The sequence below is a fragment of the Hyphomicrobium sp. MC1 genome (assembly GCF_000253295.1).
Taxonomy (GTDB): domain Bacteria; phylum Pseudomonadota; class Alphaproteobacteria; order Rhizobiales; family Hyphomicrobiaceae; genus Hyphomicrobium_B.
On record NC_015717.1, the window covers coordinates 3406566 to 3428373 of the forward strand.

General features: G+C 56.2%; 20 protein-coding genes and 1 pseudogene. 3 read left to right on the top strand and 18 right to left on the bottom strand.

What is annotated here, in order from left to right:
• Positions 1 to 4 precede the first annotated feature (4 nt).
• From HYPMC_RS16415 to HYPMC_RS24510, 8 genes and pseudogenes are all read right to left on the bottom strand, one after another.
• On the bottom strand, positions 5 to 1576 hold the full coding sequence (locus HYPMC_RS16415; RefSeq protein WP_013949157.1) for a GMC family oxidoreductase: 1572 nt from the start codon (positions 1574 to 1576) through the stop codon (positions 5 to 7).
• Positions 1573 to 2373: an ABC transporter ATP-binding protein gene (locus HYPMC_RS16420; protein WP_013949158.1), complete on the bottom strand. Its 801-nt coding sequence runs from the start codon at positions 2371 to 2373 to the stop codon at positions 1573 to 1575. Before HYPMC_RS16420 ends, HYPMC_RS16415 begins: the two co-directional genes overlap by 4 nt.
• Entirely contained in the window at positions 2370 to 3227 is an 858-nt protein-coding gene (locus HYPMC_RS16425; protein ID WP_013949159.1) for an ABC transporter permease, read from the bottom strand. Before HYPMC_RS16425 ends, HYPMC_RS16420 begins: the two co-directional genes overlap by 4 nt.
• Positions 3224 to 4213, bottom strand: a complete 990-nt coding sequence (locus HYPMC_RS16430) for an ABC transporter substrate-binding protein (protein WP_013949160.1) — start codon at positions 4211 to 4213, stop codon at positions 3224 to 3226. Before HYPMC_RS16430 ends, HYPMC_RS16425 begins: the two co-directional genes overlap by 4 nt.
• A 227-nt stretch (positions 4214 to 4440) precedes the next feature.
• A complete protein-coding gene (locus HYPMC_RS16435) occupies positions 4441 to 5934 on the bottom strand; it encodes a hypothetical protein (protein ID WP_013949161.1) in 1494 nt (497 codons plus the stop codon).
• 1 nt (position 5935) lies between these two features.
• Entirely contained in the window at positions 5936 to 6343 is a 408-nt protein-coding gene (locus tag HYPMC_RS23815) for a DUF5681 domain-containing protein (protein WP_013949162.1), read from the bottom strand.
• Between the two features lie 176 nt (positions 6344 to 6519).
• A pseudogene (locus HYPMC_RS24775) lies at positions 6520 to 7245 on the bottom strand (site-specific DNA-methyltransferase); the annotation flags it as partial.
• On the bottom strand, positions 7130 to 7801 hold the full coding sequence (locus tag HYPMC_RS24510; protein ID WP_013949164.1) for a ParB N-terminal domain-containing protein: 672 nt from the start codon (positions 7799 to 7801) through the stop codon (positions 7130 to 7132). The pseudogene HYPMC_RS24775 and the gene HYPMC_RS24510, both read right to left, overlap by 116 nt.
• Before the next feature lie 696 nt (positions 7802 to 8497).
• Between HYPMC_RS24510 and HYPMC_RS16450 the strand changes: the two genes are divergently transcribed.
• Together HYPMC_RS16450 and HYPMC_RS16455 are read left to right on the top strand one after the other, a co-directional pair.
• Complete coding sequence (locus HYPMC_RS16450; RefSeq protein ID WP_155831271.1) at positions 8498 to 8647, top strand: hypothetical protein; 150 nt, start codon at positions 8498 to 8500, stop codon at positions 8645 to 8647.
• Positions 8648 to 8698: 51 nt separating this feature from the next.
• A complete protein-coding gene (locus HYPMC_RS16455; RefSeq protein WP_013949165.1) occupies positions 8699 to 9091 on the top strand; it encodes a DUF1622 domain-containing protein in 393 nt (130 codons plus the stop codon).
• A 462-nt stretch (positions 9092 to 9553) separates the two neighbouring features.
• On the opposite strand, the gene HYPMC_RS16460 is transcribed toward HYPMC_RS16455, so the two are convergent.
• The 9 genes from HYPMC_RS16460 to HYPMC_RS16500 all read right to left on the bottom strand — a co-directional run bounded on the left by HYPMC_RS16460 (position 9554) and on the right by HYPMC_RS16500 (position 18204).
• Positions 9554 to 10867, bottom strand: coding sequence for a porin (locus HYPMC_RS16460; protein WP_013949167.1), 1314 nt, complete (start codon positions 10865 to 10867; stop codon positions 9554 to 9556).
• A 225-nt stretch (positions 10868 to 11092) separates the two neighbouring features.
• Positions 11093 to 11767, bottom strand: a complete 675-nt coding sequence (locus tag HYPMC_RS16465; protein WP_050976818.1) for a TetR/AcrR family transcriptional regulator — start codon at positions 11765 to 11767, stop codon at positions 11093 to 11095.
• Between the two features lie 105 nt (positions 11768 to 11872).
• Positions 11873 to 12271: a ferredoxin gene (locus tag HYPMC_RS16470; RefSeq protein WP_013949169.1), complete on the bottom strand. Its 399-nt coding sequence runs from the start codon at positions 12269 to 12271 to the stop codon at positions 11873 to 11875.
• Between the two features lie 2 nt (positions 12272 to 12273).
• Positions 12274 to 13263 (bottom strand): GTP-binding protein, encoded by a 990-nt coding sequence (locus tag HYPMC_RS16475; protein ID WP_013949170.1) that lies wholly within the window; start codon positions 13261 to 13263, stop codon positions 12274 to 12276.
• Between the two features lie 197 nt (positions 13264 to 13460).
• Positions 13461 to 15185 carry a tubulin-like doman-containing protein gene (locus tag HYPMC_RS16480; protein WP_024276293.1) on the bottom strand — a complete coding sequence of 575 codons (1725 nt, stop codon included), beginning with the start codon at positions 15183 to 15185 and terminating at the stop codon, positions 13461 to 13463.
• A 66-nt stretch (positions 15186 to 15251) separates the two neighbouring features.
• On the bottom strand, positions 15252 to 15668 hold the full coding sequence (locus tag HYPMC_RS16485) for a hypothetical protein (RefSeq protein ID WP_244420910.1): 417 nt from the start codon (positions 15666 to 15668) through the stop codon (positions 15252 to 15254).
• A 45-nt stretch (positions 15669 to 15713) separates the two neighbouring features.
• On the bottom strand, positions 15714 to 17183 hold the full coding sequence (locus HYPMC_RS16490; RefSeq protein ID WP_013949173.1) for a tubulin-like doman-containing protein: 1470 nt from the start codon (positions 17181 to 17183) through the stop codon (positions 15714 to 15716).
• A 34-nt stretch (positions 17184 to 17217) separates the two neighbouring features.
• Positions 17218 to 17955, bottom strand: coding sequence for a CbtA family protein (locus HYPMC_RS16495; RefSeq protein ID WP_013949174.1), 738 nt, complete (start codon positions 17953 to 17955; stop codon positions 17218 to 17220).
• Between the two features lie 21 nt (positions 17956 to 17976).
• On the bottom strand, positions 17977 to 18204 hold the full coding sequence (locus HYPMC_RS16500; RefSeq protein WP_013949175.1) for a CbtB-domain containing protein: 228 nt from the start codon (positions 18202 to 18204) through the stop codon (positions 17977 to 17979).
• Between the two features lie 542 nt (positions 18205 to 18746).
• Here HYPMC_RS16500 and HYPMC_RS16505 point away from each other — a divergent pair.
• A complete protein-coding gene (locus HYPMC_RS16505) occupies positions 18747 to 19784 on the top strand; it encodes an aliphatic amidase (RefSeq protein WP_013949176.1) in 1038 nt (345 codons plus the stop codon).
• 67 nt (positions 19785 to 19851) lie between these two features.
• Here the strand turns inward: HYPMC_RS16505 and HYPMC_RS16510 are convergent, their stop codons facing one another.
• Positions 19852 to 21762: a nitric oxide reductase activation protein NorD gene (locus HYPMC_RS16510; RefSeq protein WP_244420911.1), complete on the bottom strand. Its 1911-nt coding sequence runs from the start codon at positions 21760 to 21762 to the stop codon at positions 19852 to 19854.
• Positions 21763 to 21808 lie beyond the last annotated feature (46 nt).

Consider the following 21808-nt stretch of genomic DNA (forward strand, 5'->3'; position numbering starts at 1 on the left):
GGTATTAGCCGCTCGAATGGCTAGCGAGAAGCAGGTCGGCAGCTCGATGACCGATCATCACGCAGGGCGCCATCGTGTTGCCTGTCGTGACCGCGGGCATGACAGAACCATCAGCCACGCGCAGACCATCGACACCATAAACCTGCAGCGCCCCGTTCACGACCGCCATCGGATCGCGTCCCATCTTTGCGGTGCACGTCTCATGAAAATACGTGCCGGCAGCGTTACGCAGGAAGTTCTCGAGCTGGGCGCCCTTGAGGGGGCCGGGCATGATCTCCCGCTCAGTGAACGCCTTAAGCTCCGCCGAATTGCCGATTTCGCGGCAGATCTCGACGGCGCGAACGAGGGCCTTCATATCTGCCGGATCGCTGAGCAGATTGGCATGGATGCGAAGTGGATCGGACGCACGCGGCCCTGTCAGCTCGATGTAGCCGCGGCTTTGTGGGCGCACGAGCCCTGGTGCCAGCGTAAACGCCTGCGAGGGATCGACCGGCACGTTGTATTGGTCGCGCGTGATTTCGGATCCGAAGCCGCACTCTTCGAGAATGGGCTGAAGGTCCGGCGTCTTGAGCGAGGGATCACTTTTGCAAAAAAATGTGAATTCTGCCGAGTTGTTGCGCGGTGGCTCAGGTTTTGAATACGCCCAAACACAGCCTGCAACGAGGATATGATCCTGCAGATTGCGGCCGACGCCCGGCAGATGCTGCTTCAACGGGATACCATGCCGCGCAAGCTCAGCCTCGTCGCCTATGCCTGAAAGCATCAGAACCTTCGGCGTGTTGATTGCTCCGAGCGACAAGATGATTTCGCACGTTGCGTGGGCGATCAGCTGCTTGCCATGACAGGTGAACGCAACGCCAGTCGCGCGCCGGCCGGTGAAAAGCACACGCTCGACTTCAGCGCCGAGAATGACAGTGAGGTTCGGCTGGTGCATACGGGGCCGGAGATAGGCGCTCGCCGTCGAGATTCGAATGCCGTCTTTCACCGTGATATTGGCGATACCGCAGCCGCCGTCGCTTTCCATCGTCTCCGCGTTGAGATCGTCGGTGCGCGGAATGCCTAAGGCGTGGGCAGCATCGACCAGCGCGGGCGCAACAGGAATCGGATCGTCAGGAAGCGTAATGTAAACTGGACCGCCCTTGCCGCGCATTCCCGAGCCGTTTGGGCCGTGCCAGTCCTCGATCTCTTTGTAAGCCTTGGTGACCGAATTATAGCTCCAGCCGTCGTCACCCGTTTCTTCCGCCCATTGATCGAAATCGTTCTTGTGGCCGCGCGCCCAGACCAATCCATTGATGCTCGATCCGCCGCCCAAAACTTTGCCCATCGGCAACGGTGCCCGTCTACCGTTGAGGCCAGGATGCGGTTCGGACTTAAAGCTCCAATCACGTTCGCCGCCGATGTTGCGCATCCAGATTTTAGCATCGTCGATTTCCGGAATGCGTTCGTCTCCACCCGCCTCCAACAGCAAAACGCGAATTTCTGGACGTTCTGCCAAACGCGCCGCAACGACCGCGCCGGATGCGCCACCGCCGCAGACGATGAAGTCATATTCGCCCGCGAGGATAGTTGAACTCATAGTGTAGTACTTTCCATATCTGCAATTTGGATCGACTCTTCGCGGATGCTCTGCAGCACCGTCCAATGAGCATGCCGAAATGCGTCGGTTGCCATCACTGCCGGTACACGCGGACGCGGCAAGTCTATCAGCACGGTAAGTTTGATCTTGCCGGGCTGATTGCTCATGACCAGAACGCGATCGGCGAGAAATACGGCTTCGTCTACGTCGTGCGTGACGAACAGAACCGTCAGCTTGTGCTTTTCCCAGATGCCGGTCAGCAATTCCTGCATGTGATGGCGCGTGAGCGCATCGAGTGCGCCAAAAGGCTCGTCCATCAAGAGGATCTTCGGCCGGTATGACAGCGCACGCGCGATCGCAACGCGCTGTTTCATGCCACCTGACAGTTGGTTCGGGTAACGGTCCTTGAATTTCTCTAGCCGCACGAGCTTAATGTGTTCGAGCGCGACATCTCTCGCGTCTTTCCGGTTCATGCCCGCGGCCTGCAGGGCGAACTCAACGTTCTGTTGAGCCGTCAACCAAGGCATGAGCGTATAGCCCTGAAAGACAACGCCGCGGTCACGGCCGGGCCCGTCGATCGGCACATTATCGACGAGAATGACACCCTCTTCGCAGGTCTGCAGGCCAGCGATGATAGACAGCAACGTGCTCTTGCCACATCCCGACGCTCCAACGAGAGCGACGAATTCGTTCTCGACGAGCGAAATCGTGACGTTGTCGACAGCTTTCGTACGCGCTGCACCAGTGCCGAAATACTTTGAGACGGCATCGACTTTCAATTTAGGATAGCGCGTCATCGGCCGGCCTCTAGATACTTGAACATGCGGCGTCCGATGAATTTCATCACTTGATCGGAAACTAAGCCAAGGACGCCGAGCACGACAACGTAGCCAATGATCGTGTCGGTCTGGAAATAGCGCTGCGCTACCGTAATGCGATAGCCCAGACCTGATGTTGCAGCGACGAGTTCCGCTAGGACGAGCCAGGACCAAGCCCAACCGAGACAGATACGCATCCCATCCCAAATACCGGGCGCGGCAGATGGCAACACAATCCTGAAGAGAATATTGCGCTCCGGCATTTGCAGCGTACGGCCGACATCGACGAAATCACGCGGCACACGTTTAACGCTGTCCTGCACCATCAAGATCTGTTGGAAGAACGTGCCGATCCAGATTATCAGCCACTTCTGAAATTCGCCCGTCCCGAACCATAAGATCGTCAAGGGCACGAATGCGACCACCGGCATGTAGCGTATGAAATCTATGACGGGTTCGAAGAAAGCGTCCAAAACGCGGTAGGAGCCGATCAGGATGCCACCTGGGATAGCCAGCGCACATGACAGCGCGAAGGCAATCGCTATTCTGGCGAGACTCGTCACAAGATCGTTCGCCAAGTCACCGCTTTGAGCCAGAGAGATGAGGCGATGGAGAACTTTTGGCGGGGACGGCAGAAACAGCGAGCGCACGAGGCCCGCTTCCGTTACGGCCCACCACACACCGAGAATGAGGAGAAATGCCAGGCAAGCTATCGCCACAAAGCGTTGCGGCTCTATTGTAGCGGTGAGATTGAGCAGCCGCCGAGACGGCCGTCGCTGCATCGGGAATGCAGCGACGGAATCTGTGGCGACACTTCGGTCGAGAGCGTTCATTTGCCTGCTGCTTCAACAAAGCTGCTGTCGATGAATCCGGCCGGAACGTCGTCCGACTGCAAGATCTTCGCGGCCTTGGCAGCCTTGGCGACATCCTTGATCGTCTTGCTCTCGAAATCCGTGCCAAGATGCTGGGCATTCTCCGCAACGGAATAGAACTGCACGCCGTCGAATGCGGTCGCGAGTTCTTCCGGTGTGCTGCCCACTGCCTTCGCGATGATGGCGCGGCCTTCTTTTTCATTTGCCCGGTAAAAGGCGAGCGCCTCGTCCCAAGATTTAATCAGCGCGAGAATTTGACCCGGCTTTTTCTTGATCATGTCCTCGTGAACCGTCAGCACATCGCTGATGAGGCCAGGGTCTTCGCCCGCGGAGTAGACGATTTTCGCGGCCTTGTCCTGACCGAGCGCGACCGTGAGATATGGTTCATACGTTACGGAGATCGGCACCTGGCCCGCAATCAGCGCTGATCCAGCCTGCGCCGCTGGCATCGGCACGCGCTGGATATCGTTGATCGACATGCCATTCTGCGCAAGGGCGTAGTTGATCAGGACATCGCTGGTGGAACCCTCTTCGAATGCCACCTGTTTGCCTTTGAAATCTTTGACGCTATCGACGCCCTTCGCCATGATCGCGTCGGCCTTGAGACTGAAGTCCAAGAGCAAGACGATCTTGAGAGGCGTGCCCGCCTGGGCAACAACAAGAGCACTGTGCGTCGGCACGCTCTCGACGTCGAGCTGACCACCCGCCATCGCGGCGTCGATATCTTTCTGCTCCGAGAAGTTCACGATCTGAACGTCGTCGAGGCCGTTCTTCTTGAAGATGCCCTTTGCAGCAGCGATGTGCCAAGGACCATAGCCAAGCCACGGCTGCACGCCGATTTTGACAGTGCCCGGCTCGGGCTTGATCGGAATCGTATCCGCTGCCTGTGCAGCACCAAAAGAGACGGTGAGCAAGCCCACTGCCAGAGAGACAACCCGTTGAAGCATTCCCACTCCTCTCGCTTTGCTAGCCTTAAATCGTGCTGATCATACTACAAATAGAACAATAGAATGATAGCAAGATATGTGCCAGCGCATGACGATGCGTTTTGGCTTGGTTTCTGGGAGTAACTAGATGAAGGAGATCGGTGCTACGCTTACTCAGTCGGCATTGTGCCCGAAATGTAACCCCTTCGGATGCTGTCTAGCCGAGAATTGCTGCATGGAGGTCACCATCACGTCAGACCATTCCGTAGAAGTCGCCGAGCTTCTCTGATTGCATTTTCAAAGTTTGCAACGACCTGAGTCATACTATCGACCTGGTCGTCATCGGAAATATTTGGAAACGCGCTCACCTCGTAGAGAAACTTTTCTAGAAATGATGCCGACATCGGTATCAGTACTTCGCCGGCATCAATTCTGAGGATCGCTCGTCCGAAACGTTCTATCTTGGTGTCGGATGGTCGACATTTTGGTGCTGCTCCCGGCATGATCGGGGAGGACGTTGCCGTGGACGACGATATGTTGCGATAGCCGGTCCGCCTCAGATGCTGCGCTACGCCTAGACCAACGCCCCGCTCGTCGACAACCACTAGAGCTGGCCGGTCCCGCTCGATCTCAGCCTTGATCGTTGCAAGTACCTCCGGCAGTTCAAGCTTCACCGAGATAACTTGTGTCAAATGAAGCGCGTCTCTGTTGTCTGTATTGGCGGCCAGCCCCCACTTCGTACAGACGCTCGCATTTCCGCTTACGGTCGCGCCGACATCCCAGGAATGAATGCTCAGTTCGAACTTCGGCGGCTTCGATAAATCGAACCGCTGGAAACGTTCGACCGAGAGCATGCCAGATCCGCCAACCGTCGGTCGCTGCTGATACTGACCGTCCCAGACGTGACGCGGAAGACTGGCTTTGAGCTTCGCCGCGTCCTCTGCTGTCATGCGCGCCGGATTGAGCACATCGTCGGGCCGGCGGTGCATCGTCAGCTTGCCGTGACACTCGTACTTCTCTTCTTTTTCAGCAATCATCGGCAGCTTCAGAACGAAATCGGCATTCGGTTCGAGCGTTGCCGAAAGGTCGTCCGGAGCCAGCCGGTGCATGACAAGAATAAGTGCACCCTTTGACTGATCGTTGAAACGCGTCGAAACCGAGTTCGACATCCAATCGCGAACGCGAGCTTTAACGTGCTCCGAACCGGCGTCATCGGCCTGTATCGGATCGTCGACGATGATGAGGTCGGCACCGAAGCCCGTGATGTCGCTTCCGACCGCTGTCGCATAGCGGCCACCTTTTTGGGTCGTACGAATGTGATCTTCGGATTTTTTGTCGAGAACCGTTTCAGGAAAAATCTGTCCGTAGATTGGCGACAGCATCAGTGTACGGGTCATCACCGAAAGATCGTGTGCAAGATCGTCGCCATACGAGATCGCGATGAACTTGGATGCCGGGTTGCGTCCTAGGCGCCACGCGACGTAGAAGACGGACACCATCATCGACTTCATGTGTCGTGGTGGTAGGTTGATGTTGACGCGTCGATACTTTCCCTCTTCCACCTGCATCAACAGATCGGCCAAGACTTGTAGATAGTCTGCATAGACAAGGTCGCTGCCCGGGTGCAGAACTCTGAACGTCAGCTCCACGAAACACATGAAGTCGGCGCGTGCCATTGCGATCAAAGCATCGAACGGCTCGATGTCGTCGCCTGTCTGCTTCGGAACAGCTAACGCGCTCATCTTATTTGCTTCCGCCTGTCGAATTCAGGTGATCAAACCGTTTCAGCATACGCTTGATGGTATCGTCGCTCGGCAACGCGAAGGGCTCTCCGGAACCTGCATTCGCCGCCGCCTCCGGTTCGGCAGCCAGCTGGAAAATCACGCGGGCCGCTGCAAGATCGCCCTCGAGTGCTTTGCTAAAGACACGTCGCGCAAGCGCCTCCAACTTAGAAACGGTGACGATGTTCTCACCTTGCTTTATCTTGATGTGCTTGGTGGCCTCTTTTGCCATGATCTCCTGGAGGGTCGGCGCGCCCTTCGGTCGACCCTTCGGGTTGCCTGATTGACCAGGCTTAAACTGATGCTGTTTCGGAGGACGACCGTAACCAACAGCATCCTTCGATGACACCTTGATTGGCTTCTCAGACATTGGTGCTCTCCCTCGTGCGGGGACGCTGTACTGCGCCGTCGCGCGGCCGCAGCATGCGTCTCGCCAGTTTCTTCAAGGATCGCCTCGTATCCCGTCATCTGCTGCCATCTGTGGATCGCGACATCACAGTACCGGCCGTCGATCTCGATTGCGCGGCAGATGCGACCGGTCGCCTCTGCCGCAAGCAGCATCGAGCCCGATCCGAGGAAGCAGTCGAGGACGACGTCGCCGCGGTCCGTGATATCGAGAAGGGCGTCCTCGAGCATCGCACGCGGCTTAACGGTCGGATGTACAGCCAGGCCTTCGCGCGCATCCGAGCCCACGCTGGATGCACCCGGATACGTCCAGACATTGCTGCGATAGCGTCCCCAGCGCCCGAGCTCGACGTTATTTTTGTGCGATGCGCTACCCTTCTTGAAGACCGGAAGCATCTCGTGCGCCGATCGCCAGAGGCTGCCTTGCCCGGCGTTAGATTTTGACCAGACGATGATGTTCAAGAGACCCAAATCGAGCTCGCGCCCGGCGGAGAGGATGAGTTCGACGCTGCGCCAATCGATGAACGTCGCGAGAAGGCCCCCGTCGACAAGGACCGATGATGCGAGTTGCATCCAATCCCTGTTGAAGACATCGAACTCTTCACGGCTCAGTTCACCGTGCGCGACCTGAAACTCTCGATGATGTGCCTGGCCCGTACAGTGGCCTTGGATCGGAACGTTGAACGGGACGTCGGTCAAGGCGAGCTGGGCACCCTCGTCAGCTCCTATGAGCCGCTGATAGGCTTCGCGGTCACGTGCGTCGCCTTGAATCAGTCGATGGTCTCCCAATACCCAGATATCTCCCGGTCGAGAAACGCTCGACTGGGGGAAGCGGCGGGAGGACCTCGTCTTCGGGACTGTCGCCATCCTTTTCGAGCAGAAGGGTATCAACCTCAGCAAGCTCGAAGCCGGTTGCGAGGATGTCTTCATCAAGTTCTATCAGCTCCTCGAACTCAACCTTGAGAGCCTCGATATCCCAGTCACCCGTTTCGGCAAGCCGATTGAGAGCGATCGAGAGCGCACGGCGCTCGCTGTCGTTAAGATGTTCAATCCGGATGACCGGTACGGTTTCGAGGTCGAGGCTGCGGGCTGCCTCCCAGACGACGTGCCCGTGCACGATGCGACCGTCACTATCGATCAAGATCGGAACACAGATCCCGAACCGCTTCAGGCTCAGTTGGACCTTGGCAGATTGTGGGGCAGCCGATCGGCGTACTCGTCGGTCCGCTGAGTGCAGGGCGCCGGTAGGTAAATATTCGACATCCAGGTTCGGTACGAGATCGTTGCGCTGACGAGCGGCCGAACCTTCGCAGGAGGCCAGTGTCTTTTGCGACTGCCGCCGGTTCCGCGACTTCTCCTGTAGAGCTGATTTGAGACCGGCCGCGGGCCGAACCGGGGTCTTGGTTGATCGAGCATTTGCCATCGACTTCGCACTCCAGGCTGTGAACAGATACGTTCACCACTAGAATGGAAGTCGCCAATCGAGGGCCCGACATCACGCAGCGCTCATCAGGTCCGAGCTTGGCTCGAGGACCTGGTTGAAGCGCAGCCGACGTACTGCCCATCCTTGGCTTGACTGGCTCGCTTGGACAACCGCCACCTCAAGGGTGAAGCGTCCAAGACGCAAAGTCGGGCAAGTGAAGTCGCCGTTCAAGAGCAAAAAATGGGGGTGGTTCGTTTGCGACCCACCCACTTTTTGAGGCACGTCGATCGATACAATCAAACATCCCGGTGCCTAAGAACTAGCTTCTCGGAGGCTATTGTCCGCCCGCTTCTCAAAATCCCTGAAATTCCCTGTTCGGTCGCTTAGGGATTTCGCTATTTGTGCAGCGGAAAAAGCGCGGGAAAACAAGCGAGCTGTGGGGACACGAGGCATCTACGCGGCGCAAATTTCGCGACTTCCCTGTTAAATTCACTGTTTGCAGGGATTTCCCTTCAGAGACTGGTTCGCGGCAGACTGCCAGCACAGCCAGCGACTAAGTCATTGAAATCGCTGTATATTTTATGATTTCCCTAGACGGGATTTCGTCGCAAAATCCGCGCATGTCGCAGCTTGTGGACGGCTTCGCCGGAGAAGCCAAAGTGTCTGGAAGCATGCAATGTGATTGAGGAGGAGCAAATGCACTTCTCGCCGGACGGACGATTTCTCTACATCAACGGTATAGCCTTTGCGCTTTCGCATCACCTCGTGCTGTCAGTGATATTTCGCGTAACTCGGGCTTACCGGAAACTTGCGGTTTGGGGCGGCAACATCGCCAAGCGGCACTAGCTTTGAGCAACGAGGAAGCATTTTCCTGCTCGCAAATACTAGGAGTGTGTCGTGGAGGCCTGGTTTATTGAAGCCGGAAAAACAGCGGTTCTGCTCATCGATGCGGTAGCGCTACTGATCATCGTCCTCGGAACGATTGAGGCGTTCGTGAACGGTAGTGTTGTGTTGTTGGGATCCCGGACGGGACACGAACGTCGCGATGTGTGGTTGCGCTATGCGCGATGGCTCGTTGCCGGACTCACGTTTCAGCTAGCCGCCGACATAATCGAAACATCCATCACAACGGATTGGCAAGCCGTGGCTCGTCTGGCCGCTGTTGCGCTCATTCGTACGATGTTGAACTTCTTTCTCGAACGAGATCTCGAAGAGGTGAGGGATCGCCAGCGAAGGGATACCGACACAAAAGAAAATGGAGAGAAGATGGTACGCACAAGGACATTTTAGTCCATGTCTGCTTATGGGACGGCAGCAGATGCTATTGCGACAGCATTTGCATTTAGCGGCCGTCGCGCACCATGTCTGCACGGCAGGCATCGCACTAGCGATAGGTTGGCTCAAACTCACCACTTATCGATCACCTCGAACTACTCCCCGCTCTCAGCCCGTACTGTGCTGGCATTAATCCGACATGCCGCTGGAACGCAGCTTCGGATTGGGCCTCCCTATCGTCCCCATCGCCGCGACCGAGTTGGACGTCGCGCGCGAGGCGTTCGCAGCCGGCGTCATGCGCACAATAAAGAGGGAAGCCGGTGCCGGAGGCAAAACGGCTTCCCTAAGAGGTCCCGCCAGACGAGATAAGCGGGACCATTCTGCTCTATTTGTCGGTCAAAGCGATCGCAGGGCTTACGCTCTAATTTTCTTCAAACGAAATAGAAGAATGTCGCGACGAGACGATCTCTCCGCCGCTCAGAAGTTTATCAGTGCGCCCATTCCGACATAATCGAAGTCATCGTAGGCAACGCCGACTTTGTTGTTATCGTCGTAGTTCAAGTGACGATACTTTACCCAAATTGACATTGCGGCCGCATCGATTTCCTGGACCGCGCCAAGGCCCCACAACTGAGTTGCGTCTTCGGTCGCATCAAAGCCGTTGCCAATCTGAGCTGATTGCGAGAACTCGTCGGTGCCGTGGGCGTGCAAATATTCGCCGTAAAGGACGGTGTGGCCAAGGGGAAGCCAGCGTTGACGGATACCGCCCTTCAAATAGTAGGTTTCTGACTGTCCCATGTTGTCGGCGTCGTAGCCGTCATGTCCATATGCGCCGTAAGCGAACAAACCCGTTGGAATATGTTCGACGTACGCGCCGGCCTGAAAATATTGCTGAGTTGCACTGACGCCGAGATTCAGATTTTCGTCGGTGCTCTCGAAATAGGCCGCGACCGCCGCCACCTTGAAGTCTTTCCATTGGCCGACATACCTAGTCGCTATTGACCAGATGTCATCCTCGCCCCACGCGGCAGAGACCGAAAACCCCCCGAAGTCCGGAGAATCATATCGGACAGTGTTTCGCGGAAATCCGTCGCAATCCCCCAAGGCACCGCCAGCACTTTGACAGTATCGGCCTCCCCAGACCAGGGCAGAGGACGATGCATCAGGCACAAAGCCACCAGAGCCGACAAACGAGCGATTTTTTGCGCGAATGCCGAAGCTGTTGAAATCAAATGCGATCCAGTTAGCCGGGACTAGCGAACCCGAGCCATCTACTAGAACCGCAGCGTGGTTGGCCGGATCCGATTGTTTGCCGACCGAAACCTTACCGAGCTGATCGCTTTTGACAAACCAAAACGATTGCAAGGTTGAAACGCCGTTGGCTGTGCCAGTTAAGGCGTTGGGACCATCGGCACGATCCTGGTTGGTCGTAAGGCTGTCGGAGCTGATTGCTTCGAGGTGAAGGACATAGCCCGCCGTCAAACCAGGAAGGATCGTTGCCTGGCCGCTAAACTTCACGTGACTGCCAATCGATGACCCAAGGTCGTGGACATAGACATTCGATTCGGCTCCGTCGTCCCACCACATGACCTGCTGCCCGACCCACCCAGACACCGTCAGCGATACTTTGCGATTTCCCTTTCGTGCGGTTGTTGCTTCCAACTCTGCAATGCGCTCCTCAAGGTCCGCACAGCAATTACCTCCGAGATCGGCCGCGTGAGCCGAACTGTCAAAAATCTGAAGTCCGGCGAAGCTCAGCACACAGCACGCCGCTATTTTCAGTCGATCCATTTCCGTTCTCCAACGAGTGCGATCGCGATGTGAAGAACGCCCCATGGAAACAGAACGTTCTGTACGCTACAGAACGGTATGTTTCTTCTTTTGGGAAATGATTCTCAACGGCAAAGCCCAATTTTGAGCGCGCCTTTAAGTGCGCGTATCTTCTGCGCGACACATTCCAATATTTGAATATTTTTTGGGCATGCCTGGAGGGCAATTAGGCGAGCAATACCATTGCTAGCTTCGCTCTCTCTGTTTGGCACTTTCGCGCCGTACAGGTGCCTTTGCCAAATCTCGGATTTCGGAAGATTTAAGAATAATCTCCAACGTTCGCTGAGCGACCTGCGCCGGCTGATCGTCACGAGCGATCAGGGCCATAGAGATTGCGCCGTCCATCAACAGCATCGTTTGACGGCTCAGCGACTCAGGTGCCGCGTAATCTGTTTGTCTGAAGAGATTACGCAGCCATGATTCAATTTTTGCTTTATGATGTTGTGCGAGCACACGCAGACGGCCGTCAAACTTATCGTTTTCGCCGACAGCATTGACGAACGGACAGCCGTAAAACTTTTCATCCGAAAACCAAATCGCCAGAGTCGGAAATATACGATCAACGCATTCTCTTGCCGTCCCTCCGCGACCTTCAACGCTATCAAAGAACCATTTGCGCCACCGCTCGCCGTCAATCTCAAGAACCGTCTCGACCAGTTTTTCTTTGGATCCGAACGCTTTATAGAGCGTCGTTTTGGCGGTTCCAGCCTTTTCTACAATTGCATCAACGCCAATAGCATTGATGCCATAACGCCCGAATAATTCGCTCGCGGCCGAGATCAACCGATCACGCGGCGTCATAGGGGCGTCGGCGCCTAACGTGGCGACCTTGCTATCCGGTAGTTGATCTTTGGGCTTCATGGCCGTGGACACTACCACGTGAGATCACCACACGAATAGTGTCACATTTTTTTGGACGAGCTTCGAGGCGCGTTTGCTCAACGGGCGAATATTGCCGGCCCGACTTCAGCCATGCAATGTGGTGGGATCGATAGAAAGCGCAAGACGCTCCACCTTACGTCCAGCGACAATGTGCGAGCGCAGAATTTCTTCCACATCCTCTTGCGTCTCGAATCGATACCAAACGCCTTCAGGATAGATGACCAGCACCGGTCCATGTTCGCAAACGTTCATGCAGCCCGCGTGGTTGATGCGAATGCGCCTAACGCCCGTGGCCATACCAAGCCGACACATATAATCGCAAAGCTGACGACTGCCTTTACCGCCACAGGAGCCGCGCCGGTGCGTCGGTGGACGCTCATTCACGCAACAGAATACGTGAATGCGATAAACCGGTTCGCTATCGTTCGCCGCGGAAGATTGAGCTGTTGCCGATTTACCGCCGTTGCCGCTCACAACTTCCATCCTTATCCGGCGACGCAGCGCGCAAAACCTGCCGCGAACTCGGCGCGGTTGAGATTTTTCCCGATGACGACGAACTGCGACATCCGCGACTCATCATCGAGCCATAACCGGTCTGGACGCATCGTTGTGAGCATTCGGACGCTCTGGAATACAATCCGCTCTCGAAAACCACGCGCATTGAAAATACCTTTGGTGCGGTAGAGATCCTCCCCACGGGTTTGCGCCATATCGTTCAGCCAAAGCGAGAATTTATTGAGATCGATCGGGCGGCTCTCCTGCAAAATAAATGAGCCTACGGATGCATCGTGCTCATGCTCGTGATCATCGAGAAATTGCGGATCTACGTCGAGCTTCTGCACCAAGTCGAACGCGCCAACCCCGATCACCTGATCGATGTCGATCTCTGAGTTCGTCGTATAATGGATTTTTGCGAGCGGGTTTAGAGCTCGAACCCGCGCTTCCACGGCCTTCAATTGCTCCGGTGAAACCAAATCGACTTTATTGACCAGAACAATATCGCTAAATGCAACCTGCTCGATGGCCTCGTTGCTTTGCTGCAGATTTATTTCGATATTGACTGCGTCGACTACCGTCACGAAGGCGTCAAGACGGATGCTTCGTTTCACTTCGTCGGCGACAAAAAAGGTCGATGCCACCGGTGCCGGATCTGCTAGGCCCGTTGTCTCGATCAAAATTCCCTGAAGTTCAGCGCGTTGCCGGAGGCGCTGCAGGGTATCAATGAGATCTCCGCGCACAGTGCAACAGAGGCAGCCGTTATTGAATTCCACGAGCTCTGCCTGTTCATCTTGAACGACGAGCTGACCATCGATGCTGATCTCGCCAAATTCATTGACGATGACGGCGATGGTCTTGCCGTGCTCCTTATGCAGGATATTGTTGATCAGCGTCGTCTTGCCGGAGCCGAGAAAGCCGGTGATCACCGTGGCAGGAATGCGATCGCTCGCTTTTGAAAGCGATGAGTCGATGGACATGCAATCACCTCTCTAAAGTCGTGCAAGATATGTCGAGAGCCGCGACCATTACTGCCAGCCTGTAACATCAGCAAACGCGCCCCGCGTAGGATACTTGATCCCCGCGGTACGCGCTCACGCAATCGCCCATGGCCCTCGCATCGACGAACTGCGCCGGGTGAGGGCAATTGGAAGACTTGTCCTCACCCGGTTTCACCTTAAGCCTCGGCGGGCGCGCCGAGTTGCTTGGCTGGAGTTCCATCCGACGCGAGCCGCTTTACCGGAGCACCGCCCGGCGTCGGCACGACCGTCCGAGTCATTGCCGCGATACCCTGCTCGAGGATCACCTTGCGGTTGGGCGGCGGCAGCTTATCGCCGCGAAGTTCGTCGTAGGGTACGACGACCCAACATGCGCAGCCCCAGATGCATTCTCCGGCCATGCCTTCAAAACGGATCGCAGGCTCGGAGAGCATGGGACCGATGTCGATCAGCCAAGCGTGCTCATTGAGCTTTTCCTCCCACGTCAAACCCTCGTAGGTCTTCTGGCTTGCCCAGAAGGCATCCAAATCAGTCTTCGCCACACCAGCAAGAATAATGTCGGCGTATGCTGTCAGCGCATCGAAGAATTCGTTGGTCGAAATCTGCATCGACGATTCTGAATCGAGCAAATATTCGTCAGCGATGAGCTTCTTGAAGTCCGTTTCCATCTTCGCGATCGGCATATTGCGAGAGCCATAGATCAGCACCTCCGCATAATCCGTACGGAACTCATCCTTCAAGCCGTCATACTTGGGAACGAAGTCAGTCCACTGTTCGACGACTCCTTCCCACTTCGATGGCGCTTCGCCAGGCAAAACCTGCACGCCAGGATGCGTGAGCTTGGCAACGTCGAACATGGTCCAGCTGCGTGCTTTGGCACTGACGGTTTCGTGAGGTGCACCGGTAAGGCCGGCCGGCCGCATGGCGCGGAAGAGGTTGCGGCCGTTGTCGGAAACGACAAACCGCATAAACGAATCCGCGACAAAGCGGTTCGTGACCATCTCCTTAAAGCCCTGCCGGATTGCAGCTTCACCCGTCGTCGTATACGCCGTCAGCCGTTGCCAGCTCTGCTCGGGATTGACGATGAAGAAGCCGCCGGTGAATGGATTGCGATAGAGGTCGCCCCAGACCGCGATCACACCGTTGTTTTTGTCCTCATCGAGCATGCAATCAATCTCGTTGAGAGTGGTGTAGAGCTGAGGAGCGTTATAATAGATTTCGGGATCGCCCGAATGCGGGAGCTGCCCGACGCCGATTACCGGAATGCGACGGCCGAGTTTCACATTCGACAGATGCCGCGCGAGATCGACAACCATGCCGCTGCCGGTTCCTCCCGCCAGACTGAAGCAGAGCGTAATCATCGACGGCAAGCCTGACTTGTCGACTTGATCTGCGAATTTGCGAAGTGCTTTCTCAAGCGGCCGCTCGTCTGCGTAGTAGGCGTTCGCATAGATGCCTTTGGCCACGGCGCGCGGGAAGTGGCCGCCGGCTTTCGGCATTTCGTATGTCTTCGGCACATAAGACTCGAAGTTCGGATTCCAATAATACCGAGGATATTCGAGTTTTAAGAATTCGCGGGTGCGATTCATGCCCTCGAAGAATTCGTCTTTGGATGGCACAGGCAGCGGCACGGCCTGAAACAGGAAGCGATCCGTTGGAATACCGCGAGATTCAAGACGCTTCACGAATGCCTTGGCATAGTCCTCGGCGATACCCATGTCCTGCTCGCCGATATCGACGACCAGCGCCGAAAAAGTGGCGCGTGGATCGGTCAGCTGGTCTTCGATTTCGCCAGTGCGCAACAGCGCCTCGACGTAGGCGGCACCCGTACGGCCGATACCGACGACGTGCATACAATGGGGCGCCTGTGTCCCCGTTGAGCTATGATAAAGTGATGCAGACAAAGCTACCTCCATGCGGTCTATTGATGTTCCACGTGCTCGATAGTGTTCCGGCCTTCGACGATCGTCTCAGCATCGGATCGTAAAAGTCTCCGTTGCATCCAAGAAACCAAGGTCTCTCAAAATGTGTGCAGTCGATGTTGCGCGATTGCGCGTGACGTAGAGCATGTAGTCCTCTACGAAGAGGCCGGGATCGCGCGATATCGTGCCGTCTTCGATCAAGGCGACGCCCTTTTCGAGATCGGCGCGGGCGAGTTCGGCAGTCCAGATTGGCGTCCAAATATGAATCGCCTGATCCGTGACTTTCGATATCGTGACGAACTTGTCGCCTACGATGGTTGGAACTTTCGCTCCGGCACCGTACTTCTTTTTGACTTCATCCCAGTTGAGCGGCATGTGTTTCAACCTCGTTTGAGCAGGCCGATCCGGTGCAAGCAGCCTGAGCCGTCCAGATATTTTCTTCACGACTTCCCAACTGAGCGACATCCAAGCAGACCTTGTGCAAGCAATGAGCTGGCGTATGCGACCGTGCTATTCTGAAATCAGGGCGCTCATGGGAACTGCGATCCAGCTACCGCCTTCGCCGAGACTCGCACCTGCCATACCTTCGATGCGGTTAGACGGCTCACTGAGCAGAATGCCCTGATCGAGAAGCAGCGAGTGATCGAGAATTTTCTCATCACGATCTTCCTGGCTATAGGCATCAAGCGTCGTTCGGAACAGCGACAGGTCAGTCTTCTGAATGGAAGGAAGAACGAACTGAGCCGACGTCAACCGACCGTGGCCGGTCACTTGTGGAGGCACGTCTGGTGAGAAGGCGGCTTCTATCCCGGCTACTGCTGTAGCCACGCTATTTTGCTGCTCCGAAGGCACGCGCACTTCGATAAACTCCGGCTTGTAGGTATCGCGAATGCCGAGAGATGAGCGCAACCCGCTTCCGATCGGAGCCGCGGCTCCTTCCAGATCGCTGAATCCGAACATGTGAATCCACTTCGCGCCCCACGGCGTCCGCGCGGCTGAATGCTGCGTCGAAGGCGCAGCCACCCAGTTCAGCATCCGGAGCGTTTCCAGGAGATTGGCGCCGCCGCGCTCGGTCAACAGAGAGGTAACCTCCGCATCGACCCTACGATGGGTTTCCGCGAGATCATGCGTCGCGTTCCAGACGTGCTGTTGCGGCACGAGCAAGAGACCGGCGGTAAAAGGATTGCGGAACAGTTCGCCGCAAGACGCGACAAGCGCTTTATTTTTTGTTTCGTCGCCGAGACAGTCGAATTCGTTGAGCGCTGCAAACAGGCCACCGCCGCGATGCTGCGAAAGATCTCCATCACAGGGAAGGATGCCGAGGCCAACAACAAGCGCCTGCCGGCCAAGCACGACGTTTGTCAGGTGACGAGCGATATCGACTACGATGCCGCTGCCTGTCCCACCACCCATTCCGAATGCGATACAGACAATCGACTGAGCGGACTCGTTGTTCACATGCTCTCCGAAACGGCGGATAGCTGCTGCGAGTGGGCGTTCGCCATCATAATACGCGCGACCATAGAGTGCTTTGGCGTAGGAGCGCCGAAAATTACCTTCAGCGGTCTGCACATCGCCGCTTTCAGGCAGCCATCCCTTGCCGTCAAACGTCCACGGATACATCGGATATTCGAGCTTCAGCAGTTTCTCGTAATCCTGGAACGTATTGCTGAGTTCTTCGGCGCTGATCGGATCGAGAGAGATGATGTCGACGTCGGCCCGCCCTTCGGGCAGAGCAGCAGTAGCCGTGCGGACATCTTCAAGATCTTCATTTCCGATATCGACAACGAGCGCGGTCATTGGGCTATCGGAAGGCTGTAGAGAACGAAGGACATCCGCGACGATCTCCGCGCCGGCTTTACCTATGCCGATGATATGGACGTTGAACGGCACGACCGCTTCGCCACCAACTCGATGCACACCGCGACGCAGCGCTTCGAGTTTTCGCTTCTTCAGCCGCTCTTCAAGTGTCAATTCCATAGATCACCCCTAAAACTCGATGCATTAAGCGTCGTTAAGCGCGGCCAAGTTCTTTTCCGGTCGATGTGCCATGTCCTCTTGCTCGTTCAAGAGACGCGCCGAAGACAAGCGCGATCGTGCCCCATAAAATGACCTGAATGCCGAGAGAAGAGACGCGAAATTTCCAAAGTAGGTCGGCGGGAAAACCTTCAGGGACTTCGTTGATCGACGGCAGCATGAAGCCTGCGAGCGACGCGAGCACGATATAGACGCTGCCTCCGATCAACACCGCGTTCCAGGTACCGAAACTTGGAACGAATTGCCGGGCTGCGCTTATCGCGATCGCTAAAGCCGCGAGCGAGAACACAATCATTCCGAAATAGAGTTGTGTTCGCGCTCCTATGGTTTCAGGCGAACCAACCGCTGGCGGATTCGCCGGATATTTGAGATCAGGCACGAGGTAGACAGCTACAAATCCAAGAGCAGCCATGATGATGGCTGTCGTTCGCGGCGAGCGAGTAATGATCCGCCCCTGAAAGAATGCGAACGCAAGGGCAAAAAGCCCTCCCATCGCTGTGCCCACGACGGTAACGCCGGTCAGCAGACCGACTCCGGCCTGTATTGACCGGCTGACAAGCTCCGGCTCCTCGGCTTCGCCTCTGGCTTTCGCCATTTGCTCTTCAAAACCGATAGCATGATCGACCTGTGGCTCGCCGAAAACCTCGGCGAAACCAAAAGCGAGGAACCCGGCAAGAAGACCTGCGAGCATGCCGCGTAGAAGCAAAGATCCCATATCCGACAATCTCCGCTGAGGTCAGTGACAAGGGAAACCGAGAAGATGGCGGCCGTCATGCACGAACTCATGAACGTACATGCTGTTGAAGATTGCAGTCGCGCCCTCTTCGACGCCGATGAAGTACATGGCGAGAACGAACAACAATCCTGCAAATACGGCCCAGGGAAGGACTTGCCGCAGCGGAATGGGAGCATTGCCGGAGAGCAGTTCGGAAGTCTGGTTCGATTGCAGGCTCGCAGTGGACATCAGTTTTTCTCCAGATTTTTGGCCAGAAAACAAAAACGCCCCACGCAAGTCCCCCCGAAGGGTGAATGCAGTGAGGCGCCGGTGCCAGCTATGTAATGAAGCTTTATCGCTCGGAGGAAATAACAACACAGGCGTCTTTGGCCTGTCAAGCGATTTTGGAAAGTCAATTCGACGTCGGTTGCAAAAAAGCGAATGGCACGCAGCTACTGCTGCATTCGTCAGCATTCTGCGCAAATCTGATGCGTGTCTCGAATGCTTGAACAGATGCGGGAAAGATGATTACCTTCATCATATGGGCGTTCGGACATTATCGTCAGCAACGCCTAATCCGGGCTACCAGAACTGCTGGTCCGTTCAAGCTGAGTGATCCGTACGCTCTCGAAAAAGAGCGGTGCGCACTGACTTTTGCTTGATACGGCAATCCCTGAATCATCATCTCAAAAATCACCTGATCGATGTGATGGGAGCCGTCGCTGTCGGGATTCGTCCCGTTGGTTGGCTCGTTTGCTGAGCGACGCTCAGCGCATCAAAAGGATAAAGCGATGTTGCACGGTGACATTTCCAGCAGCAAGGACACGGTCGGCGTCGCCGTCGTGAATTACAAGATGCCTCGCCTCCACACCAAAGCCGAGGTGTTGGCGAACGCTCGAAAAATTGCCGATATGGTTGTCGGCATGAAAACGGGACTTCCGGGCATGGATCTCGTCATTTTTCCGGAATATTCGACACACGGAATTATGTACGATCCGAAGGAGATGTACGAAACTGCAGCTACCGTGCCCGGAGAAGAAACAGAAATCTTCGCAGAAGCTTGCCGCAAGGCAAAGGTCTGGGGCGTCTTCTCTCTGACAGGTGAACAGCACGAAGAGCATCCGAAGAAAGCGCCGTACAACACTCTGATCCTGATGAACGACAAAGGCGAGATCGTTCAGAAATATCGCAAGATCATGCCGTGGGTTCCGATCGAAGGCTGGTATCCGGGAAATTGCACGTACGTTTCTGACGGGCCGAAGGGCATGAAAGTCAGCCTCATTATTTGCGACGACGGCAATTATCCTGAGATCTGGCGCGACTGCGCAATGAAAGGCGCCGAGCTTATCGTACGTTGCCAAGGCTACATGTACCCCGCCAAAGACCAGCAAGTTTTGATGGCGAAAGCGATGGCGTGGGCAAATAACTGCTACGTTGCCGTCGCCAATGCTGCCGGATTTGACGGCGTCTATTCTTACTTCGGTCATTCCGCCATTGTCGGTTTCGATGGGCGGACGCTCGGAGAATGCGGAGAGGAAGAATACGGCATCCAATATGCGCAGCTCTCCAAGTCGCTCATTCGCGACGCGCGACGCAATACGCAGTCCGAGAACCACCTCTTCAAACTCGTCCACCGAGGCTATACCGGCGTTCTGAAATCGGGAGACGGGGAGCACGGCGTCGCCGCTTGTCCCTACGACTTCTACAAGAAATGGGTAGAAGACCCCGAAGGGACTCGCGAAATGGTCGAGGCCTTCACCCGGCCGACGATCGGCACAGATGAGTGCCCGATCGATGGCCTTCCAAACAAAGAAGTCGTTCATCGCTGACCGACTGCCGATCAGCATCGGGCCTTGCGACCAAACCAGGCCCGATGCTGCTAATCGATTTCCGCCATCAACGCCGAGACAAACGAAAATACAGTTCTGACAGCCTCATTGGCAGATCTTCGACGCCAAGCACGGGCATCGTATTCCCTCGGCCGAAAATATTTGGCGCTGATCCCGATGGCGAACCGACAATAACGCCGAAGCTGTCTATCCCCCGGCCCCTTAGTCCAACGACCGCGCGACGCGCATCTTCCACTAAGTCGAGAGGATCATGCGTATCCACGTCGGACGGCTCACCGTCCGTAAGAACGATAATCAATTTACGATAGCTCGAAACACCATCAAGAACCGCGCCTGAATGGCGCAATGCCGTTCCGAGCCGAGTGGAAAGTCCGGATTTCAAACCGGCGAGCCGCGAGACCACTTGCCTGTCGTAGGGCTGGGCGAATGCTTTGATCTGAGTAAAGCGCACGTCGTCGTGACCGTTGGACGCAAATGCAAGAAGTGCGAAAGGATCTCCAAGCGCGGCCAGAGCCTCCGCAAGCGCCGCAACAGCAACCCGTTCCGTATCGAGAATACTACGGCCGGTGGTCGTTACCTGCGCTCGCGTGGATTCGGAAATATCAATCAACAGCGCGATCGCAACGCTACGTGCTGCGACATGAGATTTGCGAAAGATGCGTCCATCCGGGAGTTCGCCCCCGCGCAGTGCGATGCCCGCGTCAATAACGGCATCGAGATCGAGGTCGGGCCCCTCGACTTGCCGCGTAAGCCGCACGGAGCGACCGACACTTGCGCGCTGCATCAGTTGACGGATGCGTAGCCGGACCGGCGTGGCCGCATCCAGCGCCTCCTCGACGAGGCGCGGATCGCCTGTTGCTGCTGGGATTTCACGCACTGTCGACCAATCGCGACGTTCAAGTCCGGAGGCGCGATCCCATTCAGGGTAGCGCGCAATGATCATTCCTGGCTGGTCCGGAGACGTAGGCCGCGCGCGTCCTGCCGACTGGCGTTCGGCCTGCGAGCGATCGTCAAGTGGCGCATCGACGTCTTCCGTGCGTTCCATTCTTGCGGCTTCGACCAACATCTCGTGCGACTCGGCTGCAATGCCGCTGTCATCGTCGAAATCCCACAATCCAAGACCATCGTCCCGGTAGGGCGGTTCGACAACAAAAGATTTCGCGTTGAACTGGAGACGCATTTGGCCCAGATCGTTACCGAGAAGGCCACCGATATCTCGGCTAATCGATGGATCGTCGAGGCGCGCCCAAGCGGCTTCGAACAAACGCCGACCTTTCGTAACGACACCATGATCGTCCTTGTAGGAAGGATCGAACAACGCGCGCGCAAGCCTCGTCATAATCGCTTCGGCCGTATTTAGATCGCTGGCTTGCGCTATATGATAAGGTGACCAAAGTGTCCTCAGGCCCGGAAGACGCTGCATCGCCAGCGTCTCGATACGTGCGTCCTCTATGAGATTGACAAGAGCAATCTGCAATGGCTTGAGCGATCCAATCCGAAATGGCAAACCGCCGAACACGAGATGGGCGCTCGCATGTGCTGCGCACGCGCGGAACAAATGGCGTGCTTCTTCATCGTCTATGCCTTGAAAATGTTCCGGCAATCGGATCACTGGGCCAGCGATATTGGCGCGCCTTGGTTGCGGACGATTTTCAGAACCAACAAGAGCTCGCAGGTTCGGGGGACGCCCCCAAAGCGCCGTGAGAAAAAGCGTCAACGTTCGGTCGAGTTCATCGAAATGCGGACCGCCTTGTTCTTTCCGCACAAGCCTTCGCGCAATGTCGTCTTCAAGCGCGAAAAAAACGCGACGGCGTTCGCGATCCTCTGCAGCGGATCGCTTGAGACCGACGGATATGAAATGCTCGAATACGTTGATGTCACGAGCCTCAAGTGCATCAGACGTCCGCAACGCCAGAGATTCGACGCACTCCGGCGCTGCGCTCGCGAGTTCTCTCATGGCTTGCCACCATCGGAGAAATGCACGGGCATCCTCCAGTCGAAGG

Bases quoted from the DNA above. Each gene is read 5' to 3' on its own strand.
- HYPMC_RS16510 (WP_244420911.1), bottom strand. From the start codon at position 21,762: ATGAGAGAACTCGCGAGCGCAGCGCCGGAGTGCGTCGAATCTCTGGCG.
- HYPMC_RS16485 (WP_244420910.1), bottom strand. From the start codon at position 15,668: ATGTCGCTCAGTTGGGAAGTCGTGAAGAAAATATCTGGACGGCTCAGG.
- HYPMC_RS16505 (WP_013949176.1), top strand. From the start codon at position 18,747: ATGTTGCACGGTGACATTTCCAGCAGCAAGGACACGGTCGGCGTCGCC.
- HYPMC_RS23815 (WP_013949162.1), bottom strand. From the start codon at position 6,343: ATGTCTGAGAAGCCAATCAAGGTGTCATCGAAGGATGCTGTTGGTTAC.
- HYPMC_RS16425 (WP_013949159.1), bottom strand. From the start codon at position 3,227: ATGAACGCTCTCGACCGAAGTGTCGCCACAGATTCCGTCGCTGCATTC.
- HYPMC_RS16460 (WP_013949167.1), bottom strand. From the start codon at position 10,867: ATGGATCGACTGAAAATAGCGGCGTGCTGTGTGCTGAGCTTCGCCGGA.
- HYPMC_RS16470 (WP_013949169.1), bottom strand. From the start codon at position 12,271: ATGGAAGTTGTGAGCGGCAACGGCGGTAAATCGGCAACAGCTCAATCT.
- HYPMC_RS16500 (WP_013949175.1), bottom strand. From the start codon at position 18,204: ATGTCCACTGCGAGCCTGCAATCGAACCAGACTTCCGAACTGCTCTCC.
- HYPMC_RS16430 (WP_013949160.1), bottom strand. From the start codon at position 4,213: ATGCTTCAACGGGTTGTCTCTCTGGCAGTGGGCTTGCTCACCGTCTCT.
- HYPMC_RS16415 (WP_013949157.1), bottom strand. From the start codon at position 1,576: ATGAGTTCAACTATCCTCGCGGGCGAATATGACTTCATCGTCTGCGGC.
- HYPMC_RS16465 (WP_050976818.1), bottom strand. From the start codon at position 11,767: ATGAAGCCCAAAGATCAACTACCGGATAGCAAGGTCGCCACGTTAGGC.
- HYPMC_RS16475 (WP_013949170.1), bottom strand. From the start codon at position 13,263: ATGTCCATCGACTCATCGCTTTCAAAAGCGAGCGATCGCATTCCTGCC.
- HYPMC_RS16495 (WP_013949174.1), bottom strand. From the start codon at position 17,955: ATGGGATCTTTGCTTCTACGCGGCATGCTCGCAGGTCTTCTTGCCGGG.
- HYPMC_RS16420 (WP_013949158.1), bottom strand. From the start codon at position 2,373: ATGACGCGCTATCCTAAATTGAAAGTCGATGCCGTCTCAAAGTATTTC.
- HYPMC_RS24510 (WP_013949164.1), bottom strand. From the start codon at position 7,801: ATGGCAAATGCTCGATCAACCAAGACCCCGGTTCGGCCCGCGGCCGGT.
- HYPMC_RS16490 (WP_013949173.1), bottom strand. From the start codon at position 17,183: ATGGAATTGACACTTGAAGAGCGGCTGAAGAAGCGAAAACTCGAAGCG.
- HYPMC_RS16435 (WP_013949161.1), bottom strand. From the start codon at position 5,934: ATGAGCGCGTTAGCTGTTCCGAAGCAGACAGGCGACGACATCGAGCCG.
- HYPMC_RS16450 (WP_155831271.1), top strand. From the start codon at position 8,498: ATGCACTTCTCGCCGGACGGACGATTTCTCTACATCAACGGTATAGCC.